The sequence below is a fragment of the Streptomyces bungoensis genome, assembly GCF_001514215.1.
Lineage (GTDB): Bacteria > Actinomycetota > Actinomycetes > Streptomycetales > Streptomycetaceae > Streptomyces > Streptomyces bungoensis.
Genome location: NZ_KQ948852.1, coordinates 415888 through 440975 on the forward strand (window position 1 = coordinate 415888; position 25088 = coordinate 440975).

The window sequence follows — 25088 nt, forward strand, 5'->3', positions numbered from 1 at the left end:
CGCGTGGCCCTGTCACCCGTACCGCACGAGTGACAGGGCCGGCGGTCGGAGAGCTCAGGCTCTTATCTCCCGGACGACGACGGTGCGCCTCTTGCCCTGGGACGCGTCGTACGAGATCTCACGTCCGGCAGGCTGCCACATCAGCGCATGGCCGAGGGGGGACGACGGAGAGACAATGTCCGCCTCCTCCGTGGGCAGTTCGGCGACGGTGTACAGGGTGTCCTCGTCGATGTCACCGTCGAACTCCAGGACCAGCAGCGCGCCCGGGATCACCACATCCGGGACGGTTGCTTCCCGCCCTATGCCGACGGAGTCGAGGAACGTCCGCAGGAAGGTGAGACGCTTCGCGCGCCGGTCACGCTGGTCGGCCCGCGTCTTCCTGAGGAAGACGAGCTGCGCCGCATCGGCCCCGTCGGGAGTCTCGTCGGGAGCGTCAAGGGCCACCTGCAGCTGCTGCGCCTCGCGTACCAGCCGCTGGAAGGCCGCGGCGGGGATCTGCCGGACCGGCAGTGAGCTCCGCGCGACCGGGCCCGGGCCGGCCGGCGCAACGCCGGGCTCTGCCGGCCGGGCGGGGCCCGCGGAGGGGCCGGTGTCTGCGCGGTCCTTCGACGACACCGCGGACGGCATCGCCGGAGCGGACATCGCCTCCGCGTCCGGACCGCGCAACGACTCGCGCGGATCCACGGGCGCCGGTACGGCCTCCACGGCGGTGGCCACGGTCCCCGTTCCTGTACCGCCCGAGTTCTCGCTCGGTTCGCTCCCGTGCTCGGTCGCCGCGCTTTCGCCGTTCGGCTCCGTCCCGGCGCGCCCGGTGTCGGCTGCGGTGCCCGACTGCTCCGTCTCCTCCCGCACCGGCTCGATGCCCAGCCGTTCCAGCTCGGCCCACAGGGGCGCCAGCGCCTGCTCGCGATCGAGGTGGAACCGGCTGCCGCGGATCCGGACGAACGTCCAGTCGACACGTTCCAGGTCTCGCTGCCTGGCCGCCGCCGTGGAGGCGTCCTCGCCGTCGGCGAAGGCGTCGCCGTCGCAGGCGACCGCGAGCCGGCGCGTCCCGCCCTCCACCACCAGATCGAGGGTGTGGCGTCCCACCTTGTATCCCGGGCGAACCCGATAACCAAGAGCCGTCAGTTCCAGGTACACCTTCTGCTGGAACAGACTGTCGAACGCTTCGTGCCTGACGTCGGGCAGGACCTCGCCCTCGATCGCGGCGGTGTCCTCCTCCGCGGGCCGGGTGAGGTGGTCGAGCCACCGTCGGCGCAGGTCGTTCTCGTGGAAGTGTTCGGCCCGCGCGCTGTGGAACACCCACACCTGGTCCTGCGCGCGCGAGGCCGCCACGTTGATCCGCTGCTCGTAGGTCTTGCCGTTGAAGCCGCCCGGCACGAACCCGGCACCCGTGGCCGGTGAGTTGACGCAGGAGACGAACATGACGTGCCGCTCGTCTCCCTGGAAGTCCTCGGCGTCGCCGACCCGGATGCGCCGCTCTTCTCGCTGCTCGTAGTCGAGGCGGTCGGCCAGCAGGTTCTCCAGTTCGGTCAGGTGACCCTTGCTGGCGCGGAGGCTGATGACCCCCATGGTCTTCCCGTCGTAGGCCGGGTCGGCGCAGCACCGCACGACGGCGTCGACGAGTGCCTCGGCCTCGGCGGGGTTGCACAGACGGGAGTTGACGCCGAGGGCTTCACCGTGTTCGACGTGCACGGTGCGGACCGGGGGCAGCCGGTCGGCCCCGTACTGCCGCAGGGGCAGCAGATCGCGGTTGTAGCAGAGGTCGTTGGAGAAGGAGATGATCTCCGGCATGCACCGGAAGTGCTCCTTGAGCATGAGCGTGCCGCGGCCCGCCGAGAGCGCTTCGGTGAGGTCGAAGAAGCTGGAGTCGGGGCCGAACAGGCTGCGGACGTCCGGTTCCAGCGCGGTGAGCAGGCGGTCCCTGAGGTGGAAGTACTCGTCCTGCTTGAGGCCGACGTTGGACGGGCTGACCTGCTTGCTGTCGCCGACGACGACCATCCGGTCGGCGAGCCAGCTCAGCAGCATGGCCTCCAGGCCGGACTGGCTGGCCTCGTCGACGATGACGACGTCGAACATGCCCGGCCGGTCCATGGGCACCGTCTCGGCGACCTGGTGCAACGGCATGATCCAGGCCGGCACCGCCGTCTGTGCCTTGCGCAGGGCGGCCTGGGCGTCGCGCCGGTAGCGGTGCTGGTACTTGCCCTTGATACGCCGGGCGGCCTGCTGGTAGGCGCTCAGTGCCCGGGACTGGTCGCCGGTGAGCAGGCCGAGGCAGCGGTGCCAGGCGCGGGCGGCGGCGAGCCGGGCGAGCATGATGCGGGCCTCGTCGTCCGCCTCCGTCAGCCGCCTGCGCAGGGCGCGTTCGGCCTCGGGGTCGGTCAGCCGCTCCATGCGCTCACGCCACGCGGACCAGGCCCAGGCCTCGGCGAGCTCGGGCAGCCGGGTGTCCCAGGCGGTGTCCTCGTGCGTGGCCGTGATGCGCTCGGCCAGAGCCGGGAACGCCTCGCGGACACAGGTGAGAGCCGTGTCGTGTTCGGCCCGCAGCCGTGCCGCTTCCCGCACCTCGGCCATCTCTTCGCTGAACGAGCGGTAACCGTCGGGGTCCCGGTCGCGTACGGCGTCGAGGGCGCGCACGACCGCGAGTGCGGCACCGGGCCGGTCGCTCCAGGCGCGCAGCAGTTCCTCGGTGTCCGCGATGACCTTGCGGCACTCTTCGGCCGCGCGCAGCGTCGTCGCCGCACGCAGCAGGATGCGCACGGCGTGCTCGACGGAAGCGTTGTGCCAGGTGGCGACGGCGAGTGCCGGTGCGGTGGCCGCGGCGGTCAGGACGTCGGTACGTGCGGCGGCGACGGCGAGCAGCGCGTCGAGCACCTCCGCCTCCTGACGCAGCCGTGCGAGGCGCGGCCCGTGTCCGTGCCAGGCGGCGGCCGGAGTGCCCCACTCGGACTCCACCTGCGCCAGACGCAGTTCGAGCTGGACACGGGCGAGGACGACAGCCGCCGTCGGGACGTCCTCCGGAGTACGTCCGTCGACCCGTACGGCGTCCACGAACGCGCCGACCGTCTTCGCCAGCTTGGAGCGCATGCCGAGGGGCCCGCGCAGTTTCTGGCCCTGACCGAGCCCGTCGTGCAGAGCGGTGGCCTGGGCGAGCGCCGTGGCCGGGTCGTACTGGTCCAGGCCGCTGACCATGGCCGTGCCCAGCGTGGCGAGCGAGGCGTCGACGGCGGCGAGGGCATCGGAGACGGCGGCCCGCCGGCTGCGGGCCTGCCAGTCCTGGCCCTCGGTCACCTCTTTCAGCAGCACCGCGGCCCAGTCGCCGGCCGGAGCGGCGAGGGACGCGGCACGGGCACGGGCGGCGGAGAAGGCGTCGAGGGCCGAGGACAGTCGCTGCTGTTCGGCCTCACTCAGGCTCCGCACGACCGCGTCGTACTCCGCGCACAGGGGATCCTGGCGCGCGGTGGCATGCGCGTCCTCGGCCGACCGCACGACCCGCACGGCCTCCTCGAAGTCACCAGGACTCGGCAGTTCGGAGGGTCCGGGCACCTCGGCGGCCAAAGCCTGATGGTGCGGGGTATAGGCGCGGGTGGCGTGCAGCAGACGCAGGGTCTCGTCGGCGGTCAGGGCGGGCTGCTCCTGCGGAACCGGGCCGAGCCAGTCGTATCGTCCCGTCTCCGCGGTGAGGCGCTCGGCGATCTCCTGGAGGCTGCCGCTGTAGTCGCCGATCTCCGCCTCGAAGCGGTGGGTTTCCTGCTCGCGCAGCACCGCGAGGTCGCGCAGCATGGCCTGCTGAGCGGCCCGGGCCCTGGCGAGTCGTGACTGGAGTGCCTTGACCGCCTTCCAGGAGGCCTTCTCGTCGTAGCCGGCGTACTCACTGAGGATCTTGTGCACGGACGCCTCCAGCTCGCGCTGGGCGGCGGCGCCGTCCTCGGTACGACTCACGCACAGGTCTCGGATGGACTCCGGAAGCTTGTCCCGCAGCACGCGCAGGGCACGCGGGGTGTGGCTGGTGATGAGGACCCGCTTGCCCTGGGCGAGCAGGTCCGTGACCAGGTTGGCGATGGTGTGCGTCTTGCCGGTGCCGGGCGGACCCTGGACGACGACGAGCCGGTTGGCGCGCAGACGCTCGGCGATCGTGCGCTGCTCCTCGTTGGCGGGCAGGGCGAAGTACATCTCGTCGCTGTCGGTCGCGGTCCCGCCCTCCGCCGCCGCGAGGTCGGCCGCGGTCAGCGCGCCGTCGCGGCCCGCGATGTAGCTGAGCAGCTCGGTGGGCAGGGTGCCCGCGTCGATCTGCCGGGCGATGGCCTTGAGCGCGTCCATGGTCGAGCGGCGGCTACGTTCCCGCAGGACGAGTGCGGGGGTGAGTCCCACCTGCGGCACGTCGAGGCTGCGCGGCTTGGCCCGCTCCACCGTCGGTGCGTAGCTGCCTGCGCTGTGCGCGGCGTTTACCCAGCTGCGCAGGGCGGTGTTCACGGCGTCGAGGTGTTCGGGGTCCGTCACGTCGGAGGCGCCTTCCAGCACCTCGACGATCCTCTCCCGCACGGGACCCGGCACGTGATGGGCCCCTTCGAGCATGCCCTCTTCGAGTTCCAGTCCGGCACCGGTCGGATCGGGGGCAGCGGTGAGCGTGCCGGTGGACGGATCGAGCCGGAGAGCGGCCCGGTGGGTGACGAGGTGCCGTTCCACCCGCTGTCCCGCGGCCGTCTGCCAGGTCAGCCGTCCGAGACCGAGCACGAGTTCGTAGGCCTCACCGAGGTTGGCGGCGTCCTCGTGCATCTTGTGCAGCCGGTCGTACAGCCTGACGACGGGGTCGATCGCGCGGCGCCGCTCCGCCCACGCGAGCCACTCCTGTTCCCAGGCGGCGTACAGCTTCTCGATCTTCTCCCGCTGGGGGTGCTCGTCCAGCTCGTGGTAGGTCTTGTCGAGCGGGATGCCCTGAGACCAGTCGGGGAACTCAGGCTCGATACGCCGGCGCAGGAGTGGGGCGCGGGTCTGCTTGAAGTCGCGGATGCGGTTCTCGTCCACCCAGGGGGCGAGCAGAGTCTTGGGGTGCGGTGCGTCCTCGCGCTCGGGGCGGGTGACGGTCAACCAGGCCGGCTCGTCGGTGCCGAGCATGCCGTCGATCATCACCGCGACACCGTCGTCGTCGGGCAGTTCGTCGAACCACACGATGCCGGCCGCCCCGTCCAGCGTACGCACAGGGCGCGTCTTCGACTCCTCCGCCTCGGCGAGGAAGCGGAAGATCTGCCGCACGCGTGCGGCGTCGAGTTCGTCGCCGGGGAGTTGGGGCGCGGGTGGCGGCGTGACCTGGCGCCCCGGGCCGGCCGGCTGCGCGGGGACGGCGTCGAGCGTGGCACGGGCGCTGGGCTGCTGCACGAATCCGCCGGCGCGGATGCCGAGGTCGCCGCCGGGCTCGGCCTGCGTGCCGCTGTCACGGGACAAGAACGCGGCGCCGGTGCCGAGCGTGGCCGGCACGGCGGTCGCGGCCGTGGTGAAGGTGACACTCTCCCGATCGTGTGCACCCCGGAAACGGACCTCGATGTCCAGGTCGTCGGCGGTTCCGGCCGGGATGCTGTAGGCCCACGTGGCGGAGAGCCTGCGTCCCGTGCGCAGGGTGCCCTCCAGCTCGTCGTCGAGCAGATCACCGCTGCGATCCTGAACCTGACGAGCCGTTTTGCCATAGGGGCCGCCGCGCACGAGCAGGGTGATCCCGTCCACGTCGACGGGCCGCCCGGTGCCGTTGCTCAGGTGCAGGGTGCAGCGCACCAAGTCGTCACCCGGCCGGTACCCGTGACTGTCGTCGGCGCCGGCCGATACGTACGGCACCACGTCGTCCACCCGTACGTACAGCCCGTCGTCGTACTGGTAGACGGAACCGACCGGCCGCGCGCCGTCACCCGGCACGCTCTCATCCTGACTCACACGCCCCACCCCACTGTGTGCTGAGGGCCAGCTCATGACCCGTTCGGTGACATCTCGCCCAGCCGCCTCAAGCCGCCCACAAGGCGCCCCCCGGCGCGCGAACTTGAGTGTGAACTGAGCACACGCGGCGAGCGTATCAGCAACCCCTGACGGCAAACGCCGCTCTGAGAACCGCCGGGCCGCAAGCTTCAACGGTGAGCTATCAAGCAACGACTTCAGCGCGTTCCGGGCGCCACGATAGACGTCGACATCGATGAGTGAAAGTCATTGACTCAGTTCACAGTTGCACGGCAGGATCTCAAGGGCGTCACCCGTGCGTTGTGCGTGACGTCGTTCCCGGAGAAGGGCAATCGCGCCATGGACATGCAAGTGGTCGACGTCTCGCCCCAGTTGGCGGCACAGTGGCTGACGCGCAACACCAACAACCGACCGCTCAGCAAGGGCACGGTGCAGCAACTGGCCGCCCAGATCCAGCGTGGTGAGTGGCAGCTGACTCATCAGGGCATCGCCTTCGACGAGGACGGCGTCCTGATCGACGGACAGCACCGCTTGGCGGCCATCGTCAAGGCGGGAGCCACCGTGCAGCTGACCGTCACGCGCGGTGTGCCGCGCACGGCGTTCACCGTGATGGACACAGGCCGCAAGCGCACCGGCCGCGACGCACTCGCCCTTGCGGGTGAGGCCAACGCGACCCATCTGGCGGCCGCCCTGCGAGGACTGCACCTCTACCGGACCGCGCCGAACTCCTCCTGGAGCGGCGGATCGTCGGTCACGAGCAACGACCAGCTCCTGGATGTGCTCGGCAAGCACCCCGGTGTCCGCGACGCCCTGCAGCACGGCATCGCCTTGAACCGCGGATGCCGCATCACCGTCACGGCCGCGACGATCGGCTGGTACGTCACCACCGAGGCCCGGCCCGACATCGACCAGTCCGCCTGGGAGGAGGGAGTCGTCACCGGCGCGCGCCTGGAGCCGGGCGACCCGCGGCTCACGCTGCGCAACACCATGCTCAACCTGGCATTGGGCAACGCACACCGGCGTCGCGACGACTCACGTGAGCACCTGCTCTACTACCTCAAGGCGTGGAACGCGTGGGTCGAGGGCCGCAGCATCAAGCTGCTGCGCCGCTCCCCCAACGAGACCATGCCCCGCATCTCCAGTCGCTCGGCTCTGACATCGGCGGACAACGGCGCCTGACAAGGCATAGATTCAGCGTACAGCCGCCCCTGGCGCGAGAAACACCGGGACATGGATGGGCCGGGCCTGTGGCACTCGGCAGGGGGACACATGGGAAAGGAGGCGCATGCGCGCCCAGGAGATCACCTTCCTCAAGCTCGTCCAAGGGGACAAGCAGTTCCAGGTGCCGCTCTACCAGCGCACGTACAGCTGGGGCAGGGAACAGCTCCAGCGGCTGTGGGAGGACGTCGGGGAACTCGTCGAACAGCACCTGGCCGGTGAGGCGGCGGCGCCGCACTTCCTGGGTTCCGTGGTGCTCGCACCGGGCCAGATCCAGGCGGGCGGGGTGCAGAGATGGCTGGTGGTGGACGGGCAGCAGCGGCTCACCACGCTGATGCTGGCCTTCACGGCGCTGCGTGACCATCTTAAGGAGACGGGTGACGCGCGCGGTGTGGATCGGGTGCACCGCCAGATACTGGTCAACGAGTTCCACGAGGGCGCGGATCACTACCGCTTGCTTCCCACGCAGGCGGACCGCGAGGCGTACACCGCCTGTGTCCAGTCCCGGGCCGAGGCCGGCGGCAGCGACAACATCGGGGCCGCCTACCGGTTCTTCCGCGGTGCGCTCGCCGAGGGTCATGAGGCGGGCGACGAGCGGTGGACCGCCACGGTCGAGACGGTCCTCAAGGATCTGCTGTCCATCGTGGAGATCACCGCCGAGTCCGGCGACAACGTCTACCGGATCTTCGAGTCGATCAACAACACGGGTGTCGGGCTCAGCCAGAGCGACCTGCTGCGCAACTACGTCTTCATGCTGCTGCCCAAGCGGGGCGAACGGATCTACCAGGAACTGTGGCTGCCCATGCAGCAGAGCCTGGGCCCGAAGAACCTCGAACTGCTGGTCTGGCTCGACCTTGTGGTGCGCGGCCACTACAAGACCAAGCAGAGCGAGATCTATCGGGAACAGCAGAAACGACTCCAGCCCCTGGCCGGCGACGAGGACGCGCTGCAACACGAGATCGAGCAGTTGGCCGAGCGGGCCGGCAGGTTCCTCCGCATCGTCGAGCCCGCCCGTGAGCCGTCCCCCGCCCTGCGCGCGGTCCTGGAGCGCCTGGCGTCCTGGGGCGGCCAGACGCACTACCCGCTCGCACTGCACCTGCTGGACCTGCTCGCGGCCGGCCGGACGACTCCGGACGACGCGGCTCAGGCGCTCGGCTACGTCGAGTCCTACCTGGTACGGCGGCTGATCTGCCAGACACCGACGACCGGCCTCAACCGGATCTTCATGGAGGCGCCGAAGGAGCTGGAGACCGACCGGCCCGCCGCCGAGGCGGTACGGCGGTTCCTGTCCGGCCGTCGCCGTCGCTGGCCGGGCGACGAGGAGTTGCGCGAGGCGATCCGCACCAAGCCGTTCTACTGGAGCGGTCGTCCTCCGCAGCGCAGCTACATCCTTCGCCGGCTGGAGGAGAGCTACCGTCCCTCCGAGCCGGTGGACTTCGCCAAGGCGTCCCTCAGCGTGGAGCATGTCCTGCCACAGCGCCCCGCTCCGGCGTGGTTCGACCTCCTCTCCGAGGAGACGGAGCCGAGCCAGACTCCGCAGGAACTGCACGACCTGCTGGTGCACACCCTCGGCAACCTCACACTGACCGGCGACAACGGCAAGCTGTCCAACCACCCCTTCGAGCGCAAGCAGCAGATCCTCGACTCCAGCGCCCTGCGCATGAACCTCGAGATCGCCTCCGCGCAACGCTGGGGCAAGGCGGAGATCCTGGCACGTGCCGACCGCCTGTCCGAGCGCGCGGTGGAGCTGTGGCCCGGCCCGATCGGCGGGGTCAAGCCCACCGGTGAGGAGTCCCCGGGCTGGGCCGAGCTGCGGGCCGCGCTGGTGGCGATGCCGAGCGGCACGTGGACCACGTACGGCGACGTCGCCGAGCTGATCGGCAGCCACCCGGTGGCCGTCGGAGCGTACCTGGGCGGGAACTCGACGGTGATTGGCGCCTACCGGGTACTCACTTCGGAAGGCAAGATCTCCCCTTCCTTCCGCTGGGCGGAAGGCGACGACCGGCAGCCGCCGCAGGAGCTGCTGACGAGCGAGGGCGTGCGCTTCGACACCTGGGGCCGAGCGCACCGTTCGCAACGCCTGACCGCGGCGGAGCTGGCGACCCTGCTGGGCAAGGACGTGGCACAGCCCGCGGCGCACGATCCGCTCCCCGAGGGCGAGGACGCGGCGGCAGCCGAGCGCTTCCGCACCCAGTTGCAGGAGCACTGGCCGGACGCGCACCCCGGCGTCATGGGGGTCCTCGACTTCTGGCGCCGGCAGGGCGGTTACGTCAACTACGGCCGTCATGAGGAAACCAGTTGCTTCCCGATGCTGGACGCCGGCACGATTCGCAGTCCCCACCTGCTCTGGCCGGTCGCGATCTACCCGGTGAGCGGCACGGTCGAGGTGGTCTTCCAGCACTTGAAGTCCCGCACGCCCTTCGACGACACCGAACAGCGCCGGGAACTGCTGAACCGCCTGAACAAGATCGACGGCATCGACCTGCCCGAGGCGAAGCTGGAGCTCCGCCCGTCCTTCCCGGTGACGGTCCTCGCCGAGCACGGTGACGAGATCTGCGAGGTGCTGGACTGGTTCGTGGGGGTGGCGGCGCTGGATCTGGCTCGGCGGGACTGAATGTGTTCGGGCACACCGGTAGGGGGAGAGCACCCGTGCGGTTATTGAACGACCTAGCGCTGACCCGCAACAATGCGGCGCGCAGGGAGAAGACGGGCACAACCTGTTCGGGCGTGATGTCCCGGGCAAGCGCCATCGAATGGGAGCTGCGGCTCCCCGGGCAGCCGCTGCTGACTGTCCATGACAACCATTGGGCAAACGGCGAGCGGGATGTCGTGCTCTTCAAGCCCACGGTTGTTCCGGAGATGCCCGCAGCCCTCTCCAACCTGCACAACAGGCTGCGCTCGGGAATCTCCGCCACCGAGCGGCGTGGGGAACTGCGCATCATGGTGTTCCCCACGTACGTGGACAAGCATGAGAGGCCGCGGGTCAAGAAGTCCCTCACGACAGCGGATCTCGCCGACCGAGTGGGGCTGGCCCGGCTCCGGGAGCTGACCGCCCGGAAGGGTGTCAGCCTGGGGCCCGCCTTCGACCGCCCGAATCTGCCTCTCGTGGACCTCGACGATCCGCAGCACGAGAAGCCACTGCAGCACGCCTTGGTCTTCCCCGCAGTGGATGACGAGACACCTGTGGTGGCCTTCACGTACTTCAAGATCGTGCCGGTGCTGCGGCACGTCGACTGGCTGTCGCCGGACGACGACTGAGGGAGGGATACCTGTGCCGGACGGGGCATGCAGGGGTACGGTGCACGGACTCAAGGGCCACACGGTCTGCTTCACGGGCCGGGTTCTCGTCGACGGCGTGTGGACGGTCAGAGCCGACTGCGCCAAGAGGGCCAGGCAGTTCGACGCGATCCCCAAGACGGATTTCTCCCGGAAGGTCACCCTGGTTGTCTACGGCGACCTGGCCAGCAAGGTCGTGACCGACGACCGTCGAACCTACAGCAGTACACTGGTGGACGCTGAAGCCGAGCGTAGGCAAGGGCGGCACGTTTGCGTCGTGGACGCGGACGGCTTTTCGAAGTTACTCAAGGGACGTCCCGCACCGTGCCTGGAGCTGCGAAAGGCGCGCGCCGGACGCGTACGTCCCGTCGCAGCCGACACGACCGAGGGCGGCGGCATTCTCGGCGGCCCTCTGCGCATGCGGCACACGGGCCGACGCCTTTCCGGTGATCTGACGCTGGACCTCAGCAGTCTCGACAAGGCGACGACCGCACACGAAGCGACAGTCGGTGCGCTCATCGCGCACCTGTCGCGCCAGGGCATCGAGACACGTGCGCACGCTCCCGGCGCCCCCCAATTCGACGCCGGGTGGTCTCGCGATGAAGAGGTGTTCGTCGCCGAGATCAAGAGCCTGACCGGTGCACGTGAGGAACAGCAGATCCGTTTGGGCATCGGACAAGTCCTCGACTATGCCTACCGATTGCGGACTGCACACCCCAATACCGTCCTCCATCCGGTTTTGGTCCTGGAGAGACCCCCGTCCGTGGCGCGGTGGGCCGAACTGGCTGGAAGTGTCGGTCTGCGGCTCACCTGGGCACCCGACTTCACCGGCCTCTGAGCGGCAGCTCCGACTATCGTCTAGTTGACGATAAATAGATCATTATGTCAGGCTGACACATCATCAATTCTACCTGGCCGACTGCCCCCTGGGTTCTGCCACGTGCCGCCGAACGTATGGAGTCCCATGTCCAGCACATACCCACCGAACCCCGGTCTGGACGCCCAGAGCACCGATCGTGCCGCCGGGGTGCTGCTCGGCGCGGCCGTGGGCGACGCACTCGGCGTGCCGTACGAGTTCCAGGCGACGCTGCGCGCAGACCAGCAGCCGCAGATGATCGGTGGCGGGCTGGGACCGTACGAGCCCGGGGAGTACTCCGACGACACCCAGATGCAGGCCTGCATCGCCGAGGTGGCGGCGACCGGCGCGGATCTGCGTAGCCTCCAGTCTCTCGACGTGATCGCCCGCAACTTCCAGCGCTGGCTGAGCGAGGGGGCCTCTGATGTCGGCTCCCAGACCAGAACCGTTCTGAACGCAGTCGCCGGAGGGTCCGAGAGACCTGGTGCGGCGATGGCGGAGGCCGCCCATCGTTTCAGCGCCGGCAACGACCGCAGTGCCGGCAACGGCTCACTGATGCGCACGGGGATCGTCGCCCTGGCCCACCTCGGTGATGCCGCCGCGATGGCTGAGGCTGCCGTCGCCGTCAGCGCGCTCACCCACCCGGACCCCGACTGCGCCGACGCCTGTGTGCTGTGGTGCTCGGGTATCCGCACCGCGGTGCTCGACGGGACGTTCGACGGCGTCCGCGCCGGCCTGGACCTCCTCCCCGCGGAGCGCCGGGGCGTGTGGGCGCAGCGGCTGGACGAGGCGGAGGCCCACCCACCGCACCACTTCTCGCACAACGGCTGGGTGATCCATGCTCTGCAGGCGGCCTGGTCGGCCATCACCCGCACCGGGGTTCCCGAGCTGAACCCCGCCGAGGGAAGCTTCCCCGCGCAGCACCTGCGTCTCGCCCTGGAAGCGGCGGTCCGGGCCGGTACGGACACGGACACCGTCGCGGCGATCGCCGGCGCCCTGCTCGGCGCGCGGTGGGGCTGTTCCGCCGTCCCGCTGGAGTGGCAGCGCGACGTGCACGGCTGGCCGGGCCTCACCGGGGCCGACCTTGTCCGGTTGGCCGTGCTCACCGCCCGCAACGGCAGCAACGACGCCGCGGGCTGGCCCTCCGCCGCGCGCATGCCCGTCTCGTCCTCCACCCCCCACGGCTTCATCGTCCCCCACCCGCACGACGACGGGGTGGTGCTGGGCAATCTTGCCCTGGCCCAGGGTGCGGAGCCGGTCCCGGTCGACGCCGTGGTCTCTCTTTGCCGCATCGGCTCCGACCCGATCCTGGCCGGCGCCGACGTCGAGCACCTGCGCGTCTGGCTGGTGGACAGCCGGGGGGAGAACGCCAACCTCCACTACGTGCTGGACCAAGCCGCCCGTCAGGTGCTGCGGTTGCGCCAGGAAGGCAAGCGGGTCCTGCTTCACTGCGTTGCCGGACAGAGCCGTACACCGGCCGTCGCCGCGCTCTACAGCCATCTGGCCAATGGCACCGACCCCAAGACGGCGCTCTCGGACCTGCGCAAAGCGCTGGTGCACGGCTGGCAGCTGTCGGCACATCCCGAGCTGCACGACGCGGTGCTCGACCTCGCCGCGGGCAGCCGCTCTGGCGGTAGCTCTGCGCGGATCGGGGAGGAGGACCGGACCACCAACCACGAGGGAGTAGAGCGCGCGGTCGGAGAGCGGGAGTGGGCCAGGGAGTTCCTGAAGGAGAAAAGCACGATGTCCCGAGTGCGCGGGTTGCTGCTCGGTCTGGCTCTGGGGGACACGCTGGGCGCCGCTCAGGGCAAGCTGCCGGCCGACGGCCCGCTGCGGGCCGGGGTCAGCACCCAGCTGGCCTGCTTCACCACCGAGGGTGTGATCCGTGCCTGCCTGCGCGGCGAGCACAAGGGGATCTGCGCTCCGGAGGGGGTGGTGTGGCACGCCTACTGCCGGTGGGCGGCCCTGCAGGGGCTGAAGGCGAAGCGGTGGTCCTGGCCCGACGACAGGCCCGACGGCTGGCTCGCCCAGGTCCCTGTGCTGGCCGAGCGGCGCGGTTCGGCACCAACGACGGTGGCCGCGCTGTCCAAGACGGAGCACGGCATGGTGGAGACGCCCACGGCCAGCCGAGGCTGCCACGCCCTCACCCGTACCCTGCCCGTAGCTGTGGCCGTCGCCGGAATCGACCGGGCGTACTGGGCAGGACAGGCCCGCCGGTTCGCCGCCCTCACCCACGGCGACCCAGCCGCGCACTCTGCGGCGGCACACGCGGCCGTGCTGGTCAGCTACTGCCTGACCGCGGTCGGCGAGCGGCCGCAGGTGCGGCAGGCGTTGAGGGACGGCGTCCGCGCCCTTACCCGCACCGACGCCCTGACCGGCAGTGAACTCGAGCAGCTCGAAGCGGCACTCCGGCAGGCGGACGATCACCCCGCGGACCCGGGACGGCTCGCGCGGCTCGCACCGGACGCCACGGCACCCTCAGCGCTGCTCGGAGGCTTGTATGTCGCCGCCTCCTTCCCCGACCGAGCGGAGGTGGGCGCCGCGCTACGCTTCGCCGCCGGGGCGCCGGACGGCGACTCGGTCGCCTGCGTGGCCGGGGCTCTGCTCGGAGCGCTGCACGGAGCGGAGGCGCTGCCCGTCGATCTGATCAGCCGCCATGAACTGGCCTGGGTCCTGGACACTCTGGCCCGCGACCTCGTCGTCCAGCTCACCGACTCCCCCAGCGGCGGCGAGTACACCGCCGGCTGGGACCCGCACTGGTGGGACCGCTATCCCGGGTGGTGACCAGCGGCAGCGGCCCTGTCGGCGGTTCTCTGGCCGTCCGATGGCGGGAGAGCGGCAGCCGCGGTGCGCAGCAGGCGGACGAGTTCGGGCATGTCGGCGCCGGGGTTGTACGTCAAAGGCCATCAAAATGAGTGCCGTGCGCTAAGTTCACAACAATCAAGTAGCTGAATTCGCGCTCAGGCTGTCCATCGGCGCGCAGGAGGCATAGGCTCGCCCAGCAGTACATGGCCGACGGGGAGGGGACCGCCCATGCGGAAGGGCAGCCACGCATACGAACAGGCACTGGACGCTCTGGTCGGGATTCTGCGGGACCGAGCACTTCAGGGGGCGGAGCCCCTGCAGTACGGCCAGTTGAGCAAGCAACTCCAGCGGCTCGGCCATCCGGTGCCGGCCCACGAGGGGCCGATGCCTCACCTGCTGGAAGACGCCTCCGCTCGCGAGAATCCGGACGGTTCGTTGCCCATGCTGTCGGCGCTGGTGGTGCGGCAGGAGACGCGCATGCCGTCCGCCGGCTTCTTCAAACTGGCCCGCCGTGCCCCGTACCGACGCGCTGGCGACGACGTGGAGCTCTGGGTCGACGAGCTGAAGGCCCTCGCGGCGCATCACGCCCGCCGTTGACGGCTCACCGCGTCAGCACACTGTGCTCGCCGCGACTTCGGATCTCCAATTTCTCTGACCACCCATCAGTCCGCGGGACGCTGGGCAGACCAACAGTTCAAGGAAGTGCGCGTGAGCGAGAACGGCTCCGGCGGAAGAGTCCAGCCCGCCCGCCCCGGCGATCCCACCCGCATAGGCCCGTACCGCATCGTCGGCCGTCTCGGCGCCGGAGGCATGGGCACCGTCCATGCCGGAGTCACCTCTGACGGAATGCGGGTGGCGGTCAAGGTGGTCCACCCCGAGCATGCCCAGGATCCCGAGTTCCGGGCCCGGTTCAGGCGTGAGGTGGAACTGTCCTCCCGCGTCACCGGGCCGCACCTCGTCCCGCTGCTCGCCGCCGATCCGGACGCGCCGACGCCGTGGCTGGCCACCGCCTACGTGCCGGGGCCGACGCTGAACCAGCACGTGAGCGCGCGCGGTCCCCTCGATGAAGGAAGCCTGTACGCCTTCGCCGCCGCCACGGCACAGGCCCTGGCCGCCATTCACGCCGCGGGGGTCGTGCACCGCGACGTGAAGCCGCAGAACGTCCTCCTCACCCCCTCCGGGCCCCGTGTGCTGGACTTCGGCATCGCCCACGCCGCCGACACCACCAGTGTCACCCGGACCGGGGTGATGACCGGTACCCCCGGCTGGATCAGCCCCGAGCAGTACCGCCAGGGCACCGCGGGCCCGGCGGGCGACGTGTTCGCCTGGGGAGCACTCGTGGCCTACGCGGCCACCGGGCGGCTGCCGTTCGGGGCCGGCGCACCCGACGTGGTGGCCTTCCGCGTGATGTCGGGTGAGGCGGATGTGGACGGCGTCCCCGCCGCACTGCGCGGGGTCGTGGAGAAGGCGCTGTCCAAGGAACCCGCTGACCGCCCGTCGGCCGCCGAAGCCGCCCGTGAGTGCGCCGTCCGGTTGGCCTCCGAGGCAACCCAGGTGGGGAGCGCCGGCTCGGGACCGGCGACGGCCGTGGACATGGTCGCGGCCGTATGGGACGTGCCGGCCGGGGACGATCCGTCATGGCACCTGACCGCGGACCGGAAGCGGCCGAGGAAGCGACTGGTCGGCGGCCTGGTCCTCGCGGCAGGTGTCATCGGCGGCCTGGCCGGAGGGGTGGCGGCGCTGCTGCCCGGGAACACGGGGGCCGACACGCACACGTCGTCGGCAGCGGCCTCGGCCTCGTCGTCCTCGTCGGCCGGATCCGCGCAACCGTCCACTAAGACGGTGAAGAGCGGCGCGGCGGCGAAGCAGCGGGCCGCGAGCGGCGACGAGGCGACCGCGCAGAGCTGGGGTCAGGCGCGAGCGGCTCAGGGCGCGGGCGAGCACGACGTGGCGCGCGCGGTCCTGCACGACGAGGGGGTCCTCGCCCAGGAGCTGAGCGACGGCGCCGAGTTCTCCCCGGAGGCCGTCCGGTTCCACGAGTCCCGACGGGAGGTCTACCTCTCGTACACGCTCAGCTCCGACGAGCAGGGCGCAATATACGCGGAGACGGAGATCGCCAGGAACATGTGCCTGACGGCGCGGGATGTCGTACTTCGTCTGCACCCGGACCTTCGGTACCGCCGGTACGTGATGGTGAAGGAGGAACCGGGCCAGGATCCCGAGGTCACCTGGCAGGACGACTTCGTCACCAACGCCAAGTGCCAGGTGGCGGCCGACGACGGCACCGGGCAGGACACGGACGGCAACGCGCAGGACTGGGCACCGGACGAGGATGGCCTCGGGCAGGCGATGATCCCCAGCACCGACGGCGACGAGATCCGGGTCGCCGACCACCTCGCCCGCAGGCTCATTCAGCGGAGCAACTCGATGAGCCAGGTCCTCGGTACCGACCGGGTGCTCGGCAACGCGGAGCTGAAAGTGGGCTTCGACCCGGGCAACTCGGTGATGTATGTCTGGTCCGACTACGCACCGTGGACTGAGGGAGAGGCCGAGTCATGGGCGGCCATGGCCGCCGGCGAGGCCTGCCGGGCTCTCGTGACCCAACGGGAGAGCGCGGGCGACGTGTGGCCGTACGCGCGGTACGCCGTGGCACAGATCGGCGGGAACCACTACTTGATGATGCGTTGGGGCAACGCCACCACACGGGCCGCTTGTCCTGCCTGAGCGATACGCCGGAGTCGCCCCTCGACCTTACCGAGGGGCCGCAGTTCACCAGCGATCACATCCGAAACGGAGAAGTTTCATGAGCGCTTACGCCGACCCGCTCGTCGACGGTGCCACCCCGATGAGCGCGTATGAGAAGCAGGTTTGGGACGCGCTCCACGAGCACTGGCAGCGCCGTAACAACCGTCGCGGCCTGCCGAACTGGGCGAGCACCGCGCTCGGTCGCACCGGTGAGGTCGCGGGGAACGCCGCGAGACGGGTCAAGGACGCCGTGCCGGACGCGGTCGCGGACCCGATCCTTCGCGCGAGCGGCGCGGTCGCCGACACGGCCCTGCGGCCCGCGCTCGCGGGCGCGGCAGCGCTGCTCGAACTGGTCAACGCCAAGGCCATGGACCTCAACGACCCGAAGAGCGTCGAGGATCTCGCCCGCAAGCATGGCATCGACATCGCCGCTTTCACCGAACTGCGGCAGCATGACCTCAAGGTCTGCGACCGGCTGCTGACCGGCAACACCCTGACGTGGCGGGCCGTCGGCGCGGCCGAGGGCGGCGCCATGGGTCTGCTGGCCATGGTCCCCGTCGCCGGTATCGCCGCCGCGATGACGGCTGACATCCTGGTCGTCCAGGTCATGAGCACGTCGATAGCAACGCGCATCGCGTACTCCTACGGCTACGACGCCAAGGACCCCGAGGAGCAGGAGTTCATCCAGCGCCTGGTACAGCGGTCCTTCATGACGCAGGCGGCCAAGGCCAAGCCGTTGCGTGAAGCATCGCGGGCGGCACACGCGATCAAGGGACGCGTGAACTGGTCGCAGAAGCTCCGCCAGGACCACCGCCTCCTGGCCGCCATCGAGAAGTTGATGCAGCAGCTGGGCCCGGCCGGCGCCAGGGTGCCGGTCAAGAACGTCGCCAAGGTCGTGCCGGTCGTGGGCATCCTCATCGGTGCCGGCATGAACTCCGCGGTCCTTGGCAGGGTGGCCGCCGACGCCCAGCGGTACTGCCAGACCCGGTTCCTGTGCGACAAGTACGGGCTGCCGCTGCCGGCGGCACTGGCGACCGACCAGGAGGAGGACTTCGAGACCGACGCCACGTAGGTGATGCCGCGGGGTCTGCGCCAGCCGCTCGCGGACCTCGGTCAGGGTCCGGGGGATGTAACCAACCAGCGGCTCCCCCTGAAGACCGTGTCCTACGCGGTGAGCGGTGGAACTCCGCCGCCCGTATCAGCGTTTGAGATCACCCGGACCCGGACCACTTGGCAGTCCGGAACCCAGGACTTGGACGTTCCTTCCCTGATCCCGGTGAGTACCTGAAGGATGCCGAGCGCGCCGGTACGGTTTTCCCGGAGTGGGGGGGACATGGCGTTCGGAGTGTGCTGGAAGCGGGCCGGCGGCGCGGTGGTATTGACCGCGGTGATGGTGCTGTTGTGCGCGGGACACGCCGGTGCCGCGCCGGACGAAGCGACCGTGACGGTGACGCTCGCTTGGGATGCCAAGCGGCACGCGGTGACCGCCACGGAAGAGTTCGACACCTACCTCGCTCCGCACAGCAGCGAGCTGGCCCGCATCCGGGAGCCGAACGGTGCGGCGGGCGCCGAGCCCGGCGACATGACTCCTATGCCCGAGCCGCGCGTCGTCATCGGCGGCTTGTCCTTCCCGTTCGGCGCGCGTAGAGGGCCGACATCCCGAAGGGTGACGCAGCCGTCCGCCGACGCCCCGGCCCACGTCGTCGAAAAGGCCACCTATGTGGGGGACCGATTGCCGGGGCAATCCACCGCCGTGGTCAAGGTGGATATCTGGGTGGGGGATGCACTCATTGGAAAGGGCGGCCCCTCGCATGGGGTCGTGGTGCTGCGAACCCCCGGTTGGCAGACCAGCGCTCTGAGCGGGCAGGTCGCTTCGCAGTCGTCCGGCGAGATCACGTGGCATGTGAGGGGCACGGAAGCAGCAGGCGCAATCGTCAAGCGGCAACTGGTGACGACAGGATTGCCGCTGTACCGGCGCCAGCACCAGAGCGAGCTCTTTGTCGCTCTGTCATTGGCCGTTGCCGGCATGGCGGTGAGCTCGGCAGGTGTGGTCGGCAGGCTCGTTCCGTCGGGTGCGCGAGGGCGGAGTCAGGCCGTGGTCGGGGCGATTGCCGTCATTACCGTGGTTCTTGCCGTGGTGCCGTACGCCCGGCAGCGGACATCCGTGCTCGGTCCCGGTTCGCAGCCGCAGTCGATCGGCTGGGGCTACCCGCCTCCGGAATCTCTGTGGAATCCAGGGCCGCTTCTCGGGCTGTGGCTGTGGTGCCTGTTGCCGCTGGCGTGCTGGTTTCTGATGCGTCGGACCGTGACGGGTCGGCCGCCGTCGTGGCCGGCCCTGATCGGGGGAGCGCTGGTACCTCCGTTCGCCCTGTTGGTCCTGCTGTCCGCTCCGTCGCCCGAGGAGCCTGATGAGTGGACGGTGATCAGGTGGCTGCTCTTCGCCGCGGCTGCCGCCTTCGTGGGGGTCGTGCTGCTCAACAGGATCTTCCGTCCGCCGAACACCGTCCGGCACTGGATCTTCACACTCTGGGTGCTGGGCCTGATCGCGGCGCAACTTTGGCTGCTCATCCATGAGTCGGTTCTCAACAGTGGGGACCTCTACACGGTGCGCAGGGGAGGCCTGGTCCTCCTTCTGGCATGGCCGCCGGCGGCTGTGTGTGCGGCCTTGCTGCCGGTCGCGGTCGGGCGGCCCGTACGGCCGGTCTGGCGCGCGGTGACGTTCACGTTGGTGTGGGCGGCGATGTGGTCACCCTATTGGGGCGCGCATACACAAATATTCTTCGAGTACGACACCCTCGCTTCGCGTCAGAGGTACGGCACAATCGCGACTATTCCTGCGACTCCCTACAGTGGCTATTTCGGTTTCCCCTTCCTTGTCGTCACTGTCGTGACCCTCGCGTTCGTAGTGGTGCATCTCGTACGGAGCGGCGCTGCCGGCAGGGCCGCCGGACCGCGCGGCGGGGTGGTACTGGTGGGCGCGGCGGCGTGCGCGTACGGCAATCCGAGTCTACGTTCGCTGACTTCGTGGGGGTCGGCGCTCGCTGTTCTGTGGGCGGCGGTGATCTGGTACGTCGTGACACCGCCGGGCTCGGAAGCTCAGGCGGTGGCGCTTGGCCGGGTCTCGCGGGCCGGGCATGCCCGGCTGGTCGCCGGGTGGATCAGGACCCGGCTGGTGTGGGAGTCACGAGGCGACTTCCAACGCTCGGCCCGGTCCGAACTCGCCGCGGGTCAGATGACGCAGGCCCAGTTCGGCGCACGCTGGCAGGCCCTTGAGATACCCGGCGCCGGGGCTGATCCGGGCGACCGGCTGGCGCGGGCCCGCACTGCTGCGCTGGGCAGCGCTGCCGGCGTCACGGCCGGCCGGGCAGGAGCGATCGGTGCGTGTGTGGCGCAGATCCTCGCCCTGCCCTGGGCGCTGTACGAATCGATCGGCCACCGGACCTTGGGTGCCGACCAGATGATGCCGTTCGGCCTGGACGATGCCGCGCTCGCTCTGCGGTTCGCCCACTGGGCGCTGTACGGCTTCGTGTTCGGCTGCTTCTATCCGCGTTTGCGCGGAGCGACACCCGTGGCCAAGGCGGTGGTCCTGCTGCTCGCGGTGATGCCCATCGAGGTCCTTCCCGCAGTCATGCTGGCCGTCGACCCGCAGTACAGTGCCGCCCCCTCCTGGCGGGCGCTGGTACTCGCGTGCGCCGGGACGGCCGGGCAGTCCTTCGTCGTGTGTGTCGGAATGGGTCTGGTCTGGGAGGCGCGGCTGGCACGGATCGCAGGCGTGTCCTGGCGCCAGTTGCGCGACTTCCGCCGCGTGGCCGCCGTCACCCTTCCGGCTGGCACGGTCGTTGTGGCCGCTGCCACCGCGTTCGCCACCGCACTGGCCGGCACCTGGGCGGAACAGGTCGTCGTTCCGCGACCGCCCGTCACCTCGTCGGCCACCCCTTCCGGCCAATCCTCTCCCTCGCCTTGACTCGTTGGCCGGATTTCACCGAAGCCGCGGGCGCGGGTGCTGAGGGCCACGGCTGGAGCGGGGTCGCGGGACTGGTTCGTCGGTCGACGTGGCCTTCCTCGGACTCGCCACCACTCTGTATTGCTACAAGCGCCACATCCGCCTCACCACCTAGGGTGACCAGGTTCTGGCGCAGTTCCTGGTCATCGGCGACGGGAGCATCGAGATCTACCCCCTGGTAGCGGACGACGCCCGGCGGCACTCATGGCGCGAACACCGCTCACCTCGGCCTCTTCTCCGTTCGCGGGTCGAAGCCGGGCAGGGGCCTTGCGCCCTGCAACGGGTTCTTCGCCGTTTTCCCCTTCTTCCGCTGCTGGGTCCTCTTCGCCCGTCCTGACTGATTGACTGCCGCGGTTTTCTGCGCCTCCGCCGCGTTGGCGGCGCGCCGGCTCCGCCTGGGCTTGCGCGCCGGTGTGTCGGGTCGGTTGTCCAGCCAGCGGCGAGTGGTCACCATCTCGGCTACGAGCTCGCTGCGTTGGGGTTCCGGCAGCCTCCTCAGCGCCTCCTCCGCCCGCGCCAGGAGAGCCGTGGCGTACCTGGGCCTGGGTCCGCGTCTGTTCCGTGCGCTGCGCAGGGCGTGCCGGAGCTCCGTGTCATGGAGCAGAGGAACACCGGCGAGGTGCGCCGGCCGCGGCCGGGCGGCGGACTGCTGAACCTTGCCGCCCTTGACGTGGACGATGGTGTGGAGCTGGGCGGGTTCCGCACCCTGCTGGGCGGCGAGCCGGCCGTCCGGGGTGAGCGGCATCCGGGGCGGGGCCGTGCGGGACGGTACGCCGTACACGGCGAACGCCCGGTCCGCCTCGCGCTGGCACCATCGCTTGAGCACCGCCGCCGTCGCGGGAGCCCCGCAACCGACGGCGGCGACCACATCCCCCACGTAGGGCGGAGGATCGCTCTCCCCGGTCCTGATCAGCGCCGACAGCAGCGGGCTCCCCTCACCGTCGGCGGTCCGTTCCACGGCCACCAGCAGACCGACCCGGTCCGGGACGGACAGCCCGAGCAGGTCGCTCCCGGCGGTCCTGGCCAGTGCCTCCCAGGTGGGCCGGGTACGGAACCTGGCGGCGCCGACCAGCGCCGCCTTGAGCGCGAGCACCTGCTCCTCCCGGGACCGCCGCACCGGCGTCGCCGCGCGCCCGGTTCCGGAGCCGGCTGCCGGGCCGGGACCGGGACGCCTACGCGGCTGAACTCCCGGGATCCGGAGCCCTTCAGGGGTCATCGCACAGGCGTCGAGGGGCACCCAGTCGGTGCTGCGCCGGGGGTCCTCCGCCCTGAGACGGATGCGCCGTACGGCACCGTGCGTCTCGAACCGGAAGCGGAGCAGGTGCCCGTACTCGTCGTACAACTCCTCCATCGTTTCCGGCTGTGCCGCGCCCGGGCCGAAGACCCAGTCAAGGGTCGCCGTTTCACCGGAGAACCGCTGACGGGTCCGACGCCACTCGGCGTGTGCGAGCCTGCTGAACTGGAAGCGCACATGCTGCCGGGCCGCGCCCACCCGGAAGTCGACGGCGTCCCCGGGGCCGGAGCCGAGGTTCCGTGAAGTCGCCTGCCCCTTCAGCCTGTTGCGTCCGGCCCACGCCGCGAGGTCGTCCTTGATGAAGAGGTGGTCGGCGCCGGCCGCGCCGGTGGCCGTGCGGTGGCAGGAGGTGTGGGGCCGGTGGGCGAAGTGGCAGACCTTGTCGCGGTACAGCCGGTCCGACAGCTCATGGCCGCAGCCGCCGAGCTGCATGCCGCACCAGTAGGTATAGGAGGGGTGGCGGCGGCGCCAGCGGGTCAGTTCGTCCGCGTCCGCCGGCAGGATGATCGCGCGTCCGGAGGCCGGACCGCCGATCACCGCGGTCTGCACGAGTCTGCCGTCCGAGCCGATCACGTATTCCTCCCCCGAGCCACGCGCGCGCCCGCCGGGAAGGCGGGCAACGGTTGATCGCCGTCAGTATCCGATCCATGCACTCAGTTCACAAGAGGCAAGGCTCCGTTTCGCGCATTCGGCTGCGGTGGGGTGGGGGGCGGCATAGGCTCGGCGGCCGTCGGAACACGAGGCCGGGAGGGGCACATGCAGAAGGGCACGCTCGAGTACGAGCAGGCTTTGGACGCCGTGATCGAGATCCTGCGTTCGCGAGCACGCCAGGGGGCGGCGCCCCTTTCGTACGGCGACCTGAGCAGGGAGCTGGCCCGGGTCGGTCATCACGTCCCCGCCTACGAGGGCCCCATGCCGTACCTCCTGGAGGACGCCTCGGTTCGGGAGAGCCCCGATGGGTCGCTGCCCCTGCTGTCGGCCCTCGTGGTGCTGCAAGACAGCGGCCGGCCGTCCGGAGGCTTCTTCAAACTGGCCCGGCGCGCACCGTACAAGCGGTCGGGCGACGACACGTTGCTGTGGGTCCGGGAGATCGAGAAGTTGGCGGAGCACTACGGCGGACGCTGACGGTCTCCTTCGTCGGGGTTGCGGCGGCTTTCGCGGGCGAGTGGGTCACGAGCCCGTGGTGTGGAGCGGCACTTCCGCCCAGACGGCCTTCGTGTGCGCGTCGCGGGCCTCGCATCCCCAACGGTCCGCGCAGGCCTGGACGAGGAGCAGTCCGCGGCCCGATGTCGCGTCGGCGGGCTGTGGTGTCACGGGCGTCGGCAGGTGCTCAGGGCGGGTGTCCGTGACCTCGATACGGAGAGTCCGAGGCAGGTGAAGCAGGGTCAGGCGGAAGTCGCGGCCGGGGAGGCTGCCGTGCCGGATCGCGTTGGAGGCGAGTTCGGCCGTGACCAGGGCGACGGTTCGGGCGGGGTCGGAGTCGTACGGCAGGCCGGTCCACTCGGTGAACTGCTGGACGGCGAGTTGGCGGGCCAGGCGGGCGCCGCGTCGAGTGCCGCTGAAACGCAGGGTCAGGTGGTGAGTGGGGGTGCGGGGCTGTGCCTCGTCGGCGAGGTGGGGCTGTGTCACGTCGTCAGCGTGGCGGGGCGGGTGGGGCGGTGACCAGGTACGACGGCCGTACGTCGGGGGCGTCGTACGGAGGGGGCGGTGTGGGGTGGCGTCGGTTGTACGGGGGCTTGTACGGCCGTTGTACGGGTCCCGGGCCGTGTCACCGTTTCTTCGGGCCGCGTTGGACATGGCCCCAGTGGCGTGCCGGGTGACGCGCGTGGCCGGGGGTGGTGTGGCGGGGTCTGCTGCGGAACGGAAGGGCGTGGGAGTGTGACGACGGTACGGGATGCGCGGAACAGGCGGGCGGTGAAGGCGAAGGAGGAGGGGCCCGACCTGCCGGGCGTGTGGGCGGCGTACGGGGTGCTGCTGCAACACCTGCGGAAGCGAGCCGGGTTGAGCCAGCAGCAACTCGGGGACGCGATCGGGTACTCGCTGGAGCAGGTGGCCTCGGTCGAGCAGGGGCGGCGGCCGGCGAAGGCGGCGTTCACTGCGGCGGCGGAGCGGGTGCTGGAGGCGGGTGGGGTGCTGGAGGTGCTCCAGGATGAGGTGGACCGGGCTAAGTTGCCACGGTTCTTCCGTAACTTCGCGTTGATCGAGGCGGAGGTGGTGAGCCGGTTCTCCTACGATCCGCTGCTGGTGCCGGGGCTGTTGCAGACGGAGGCGTATGCGCAGGCAGTGTTCGCCGGGCACTGCCCGCCGCTGAGTGAGGAGATCATCGATCAGCACACGGAGGGGCGGCTGAGTCGGCAGAAGTTGCTGGCGCGGGTGCCGCTGGCGGAGTTGTCGTTCATCATCGGTGAGGAGGCGCTGCATGATCCGGTGGGTGGCCCGGAGGTGCTGCGGGAGCAGTGGCAACGGCTACTGGACGCCAGCGCGTTGCGAAACGTGGAGATCCAGGTCATGCCCGCCGGGCGGGGGTTTCATCCGGGCAAGAATGGTCCCTTCGTGGTGGTGGAATCGCACGAGCATCGGCGCCTCGGGTACTTCGAGTCACAAGGGGTCGGGTGCGTCGTCTCAGAGGCCGCCGAGGTCAGTTCGTTTGCCTTGCGGTATGGCAAGCTGCGATCGCAGGCCCTGAACGTCGAGGAGTCTGCGCGGCTCATCGAGCGGATGGTTGGAGAGACATGAGCGTGGAGCGGGTGGCCGAGATCGGGGATGGGCTGCACTGGTTCAAGAGCAGCTACAGCGGATCGGATGGGGGCGACTGCGTGGAGGTGGCCGCCGGTGTGGATGCCGTGTACGTCCGGGACTCGAAGGTCGTGGGCGCCGGGCCGGTGCTGCGGATCGGTCGGGGCGAGTGGGCGTCGTTCGTGGCCCTCGCGATGGAGTAGAGCCGAACAGCT

15 protein-coding genes are annotated in these 25088 nt (G+C 70.2%); 12 read left to right on the forward strand and 3 right to left on the reverse strand.

The features are described 5' to 3' along the window. Window positions 1–54: 54 nt before the first annotated feature. Window positions 55–5922, reverse strand: a complete 5868-nt coding sequence (locus tag AQJ66_RS06155; protein ID WP_244162757.1) for an AAA domain-containing protein — start codon at window positions 5920–5922, stop codon at window positions 55–57. Between the two features lie 357 nt (window positions 5923–6279). Here AQJ66_RS06155 and AQJ66_RS06160 point away from each other — a divergent pair, with 357 nt between their 5' ends. The 9 genes from AQJ66_RS06160 to AQJ66_RS06205 all read left to right on the forward strand — a co-directional run bounded on the left by AQJ66_RS06160 (window position 6280) and on the right by AQJ66_RS06205 (window position 20804). Then, window positions 6280–7119, forward strand: coding sequence for a hypothetical protein (locus AQJ66_RS06160; protein WP_061917730.1), 840 nt, complete (start codon window positions 6280–6282; stop codon window positions 7117–7119). Between the two features lie 106 nt (window positions 7120–7225). Continuing rightward, complete coding sequence (locus AQJ66_RS06165; RefSeq protein ID WP_061917733.1) at window positions 7226–9772, forward strand: GmrSD restriction endonuclease domain-containing protein; 2547 nt, start codon at window positions 7226–7228, stop codon at window positions 9770–9772. Between the two features lie 35 nt (window positions 9773–9807). After that, window positions 9808–10416, forward strand: coding sequence for a hypothetical protein (locus tag AQJ66_RS06170; RefSeq protein WP_061917736.1), 609 nt, complete (start codon window positions 9808–9810; stop codon window positions 10414–10416). Between the two features lie 40 nt (window positions 10417–10456). Continuing rightward, the gene (locus AQJ66_RS06175) at window positions 10457–11272 is read left to right on the forward strand and encodes a BRCT domain-containing protein (RefSeq protein ID WP_244162758.1); all 816 of its coding nucleotides are present in this window, start codon (window positions 10457–10459) and stop codon (window positions 11270–11272) included. 126 nt (window positions 11273–11398) lie between these two features. Beyond that, complete coding sequence (locus tag AQJ66_RS06180; RefSeq protein WP_079060088.1) at window positions 11399–14074, forward strand: ADP-ribosylglycohydrolase family protein; 2676 nt, start codon at window positions 11399–11401, stop codon at window positions 14072–14074. A gap of 249 nt (window positions 14075–14323) precedes the next feature. Further along, window positions 14324–14692, forward strand: a complete 369-nt coding sequence (locus tag AQJ66_RS06185; protein ID WP_061917739.1) for a hypothetical protein — start codon at window positions 14324–14326, stop codon at window positions 14690–14692. Window positions 14693–14803: 111 nt separating this feature from the next. Continuing rightward, the gene (locus AQJ66_RS06190) at window positions 14804–16819 is read left to right on the forward strand and encodes a serine/threonine-protein kinase (RefSeq protein WP_061917742.1); all 2016 of its coding nucleotides are present in this window, start codon (window positions 14804–14806) and stop codon (window positions 16817–16819) included. Between the two features lie 79 nt (window positions 16820–16898). Continuing rightward, on the forward strand, window positions 16899–17912 hold the full coding sequence (locus AQJ66_RS06195; protein WP_061917745.1) for an EcsC family protein: 1014 nt from the start codon (window positions 16899–16901) through the stop codon (window positions 17910–17912). 261 nt (window positions 17913–18173) lie between these two features. Continuing rightward, complete coding sequence (locus AQJ66_RS06205) at window positions 18174–20804, forward strand: hypothetical protein (protein WP_061917751.1); 2631 nt, start codon at window positions 18174–18176, stop codon at window positions 20802–20804. A 259-nt stretch (window positions 20805–21063) separates the two neighbouring features. On the opposite strand, the gene AQJ66_RS06210 is transcribed toward AQJ66_RS06205, so the two are convergent. Continuing rightward, on the reverse strand, window positions 21064–22710 hold the full coding sequence (locus tag AQJ66_RS06210; RefSeq protein ID WP_061917754.1) for a hypothetical protein: 1647 nt from the start codon (window positions 22708–22710) through the stop codon (window positions 21064–21066). A gap of 183 nt (window positions 22711–22893) precedes the next feature. On the opposite strand from AQJ66_RS06210, the gene AQJ66_RS06215 reads away from it, so the two are divergent. Continuing rightward, window positions 22894–23262 carry a hypothetical protein gene (locus tag AQJ66_RS06215; RefSeq protein WP_061917757.1) on the forward strand — a complete coding sequence of 123 codons (369 nt, stop codon included), beginning with the start codon at window positions 22894–22896 and terminating at the stop codon, window positions 23260–23262. A 45-nt stretch (window positions 23263–23307) separates the two neighbouring features. On the opposite strand, the gene AQJ66_RS06220 is transcribed toward AQJ66_RS06215, so the two are convergent. Further along, on the reverse strand, window positions 23308–23766 hold the full coding sequence (locus tag AQJ66_RS06220; protein ID WP_061917759.1) for an ATP-binding protein: 459 nt from the start codon (window positions 23764–23766) through the stop codon (window positions 23308–23310). 285 nt (window positions 23767–24051) lie between these two features. Between AQJ66_RS06220 and AQJ66_RS06225 the strand changes: the two genes are divergently transcribed. Next, the gene (locus AQJ66_RS06225) at window positions 24052–24873 is read left to right on the forward strand and encodes a helix-turn-helix domain-containing protein (protein WP_061917762.1); all 822 of its coding nucleotides are present in this window, start codon (window positions 24052–24054) and stop codon (window positions 24871–24873) included. Continuing rightward, window positions 24870–25076, forward strand: coding sequence for a DUF397 domain-containing protein (locus AQJ66_RS06230; protein ID WP_061917765.1), 207 nt, complete (start codon window positions 24870–24872; stop codon window positions 25074–25076). The genes AQJ66_RS06225 and AQJ66_RS06230 overlap by 4 nt, the downstream gene beginning before the upstream one ends. The last annotated feature ends 12 nt before the right edge of the window (window positions 25077–25088 follow it).

What these genes read in the sequence shown, in the direction of transcription:
- AQJ66_RS06160 (WP_061917730.1), top strand. Translation starts at nt 6,280, where the DNA reads ATGGACATGCAAGTGGTCGACGTCTCGCCCCAGTTGGCGGCACAGTGG.
- AQJ66_RS06165 (WP_061917733.1), top strand. Translation starts at nt 7,226, where the DNA reads ATGCGCGCCCAGGAGATCACCTTCCTCAAGCTCGTCCAAGGGGACAAG.
- AQJ66_RS06180 (WP_079060088.1), top strand. Translation starts at nt 11,399, where the DNA reads ATGTCCAGCACATACCCACCGAACCCCGGTCTGGACGCCCAGAGCACC.
- AQJ66_RS06185 (WP_061917739.1), top strand. Translation starts at nt 14,324, where the DNA reads ATGCGGAAGGGCAGCCACGCATACGAACAGGCACTGGACGCTCTGGTC.
- AQJ66_RS06195 (WP_061917745.1), top strand. Translation starts at nt 16,899, where the DNA reads ATGAGCGCTTACGCCGACCCGCTCGTCGACGGTGCCACCCCGATGAGC.
- AQJ66_RS06205 (WP_061917751.1), top strand. Translation starts at nt 18,174, where the DNA reads ATGGCGTTCGGAGTGTGCTGGAAGCGGGCCGGCGGCGCGGTGGTATTG.
- AQJ66_RS06215 (WP_061917757.1), top strand. Translation starts at nt 22,894, where the DNA reads ATGCAGAAGGGCACGCTCGAGTACGAGCAGGCTTTGGACGCCGTGATC.
- AQJ66_RS06230 (WP_061917765.1), top strand. Translation starts at nt 24,870, where the DNA reads ATGAGCGTGGAGCGGGTGGCCGAGATCGGGGATGGGCTGCACTGGTTC.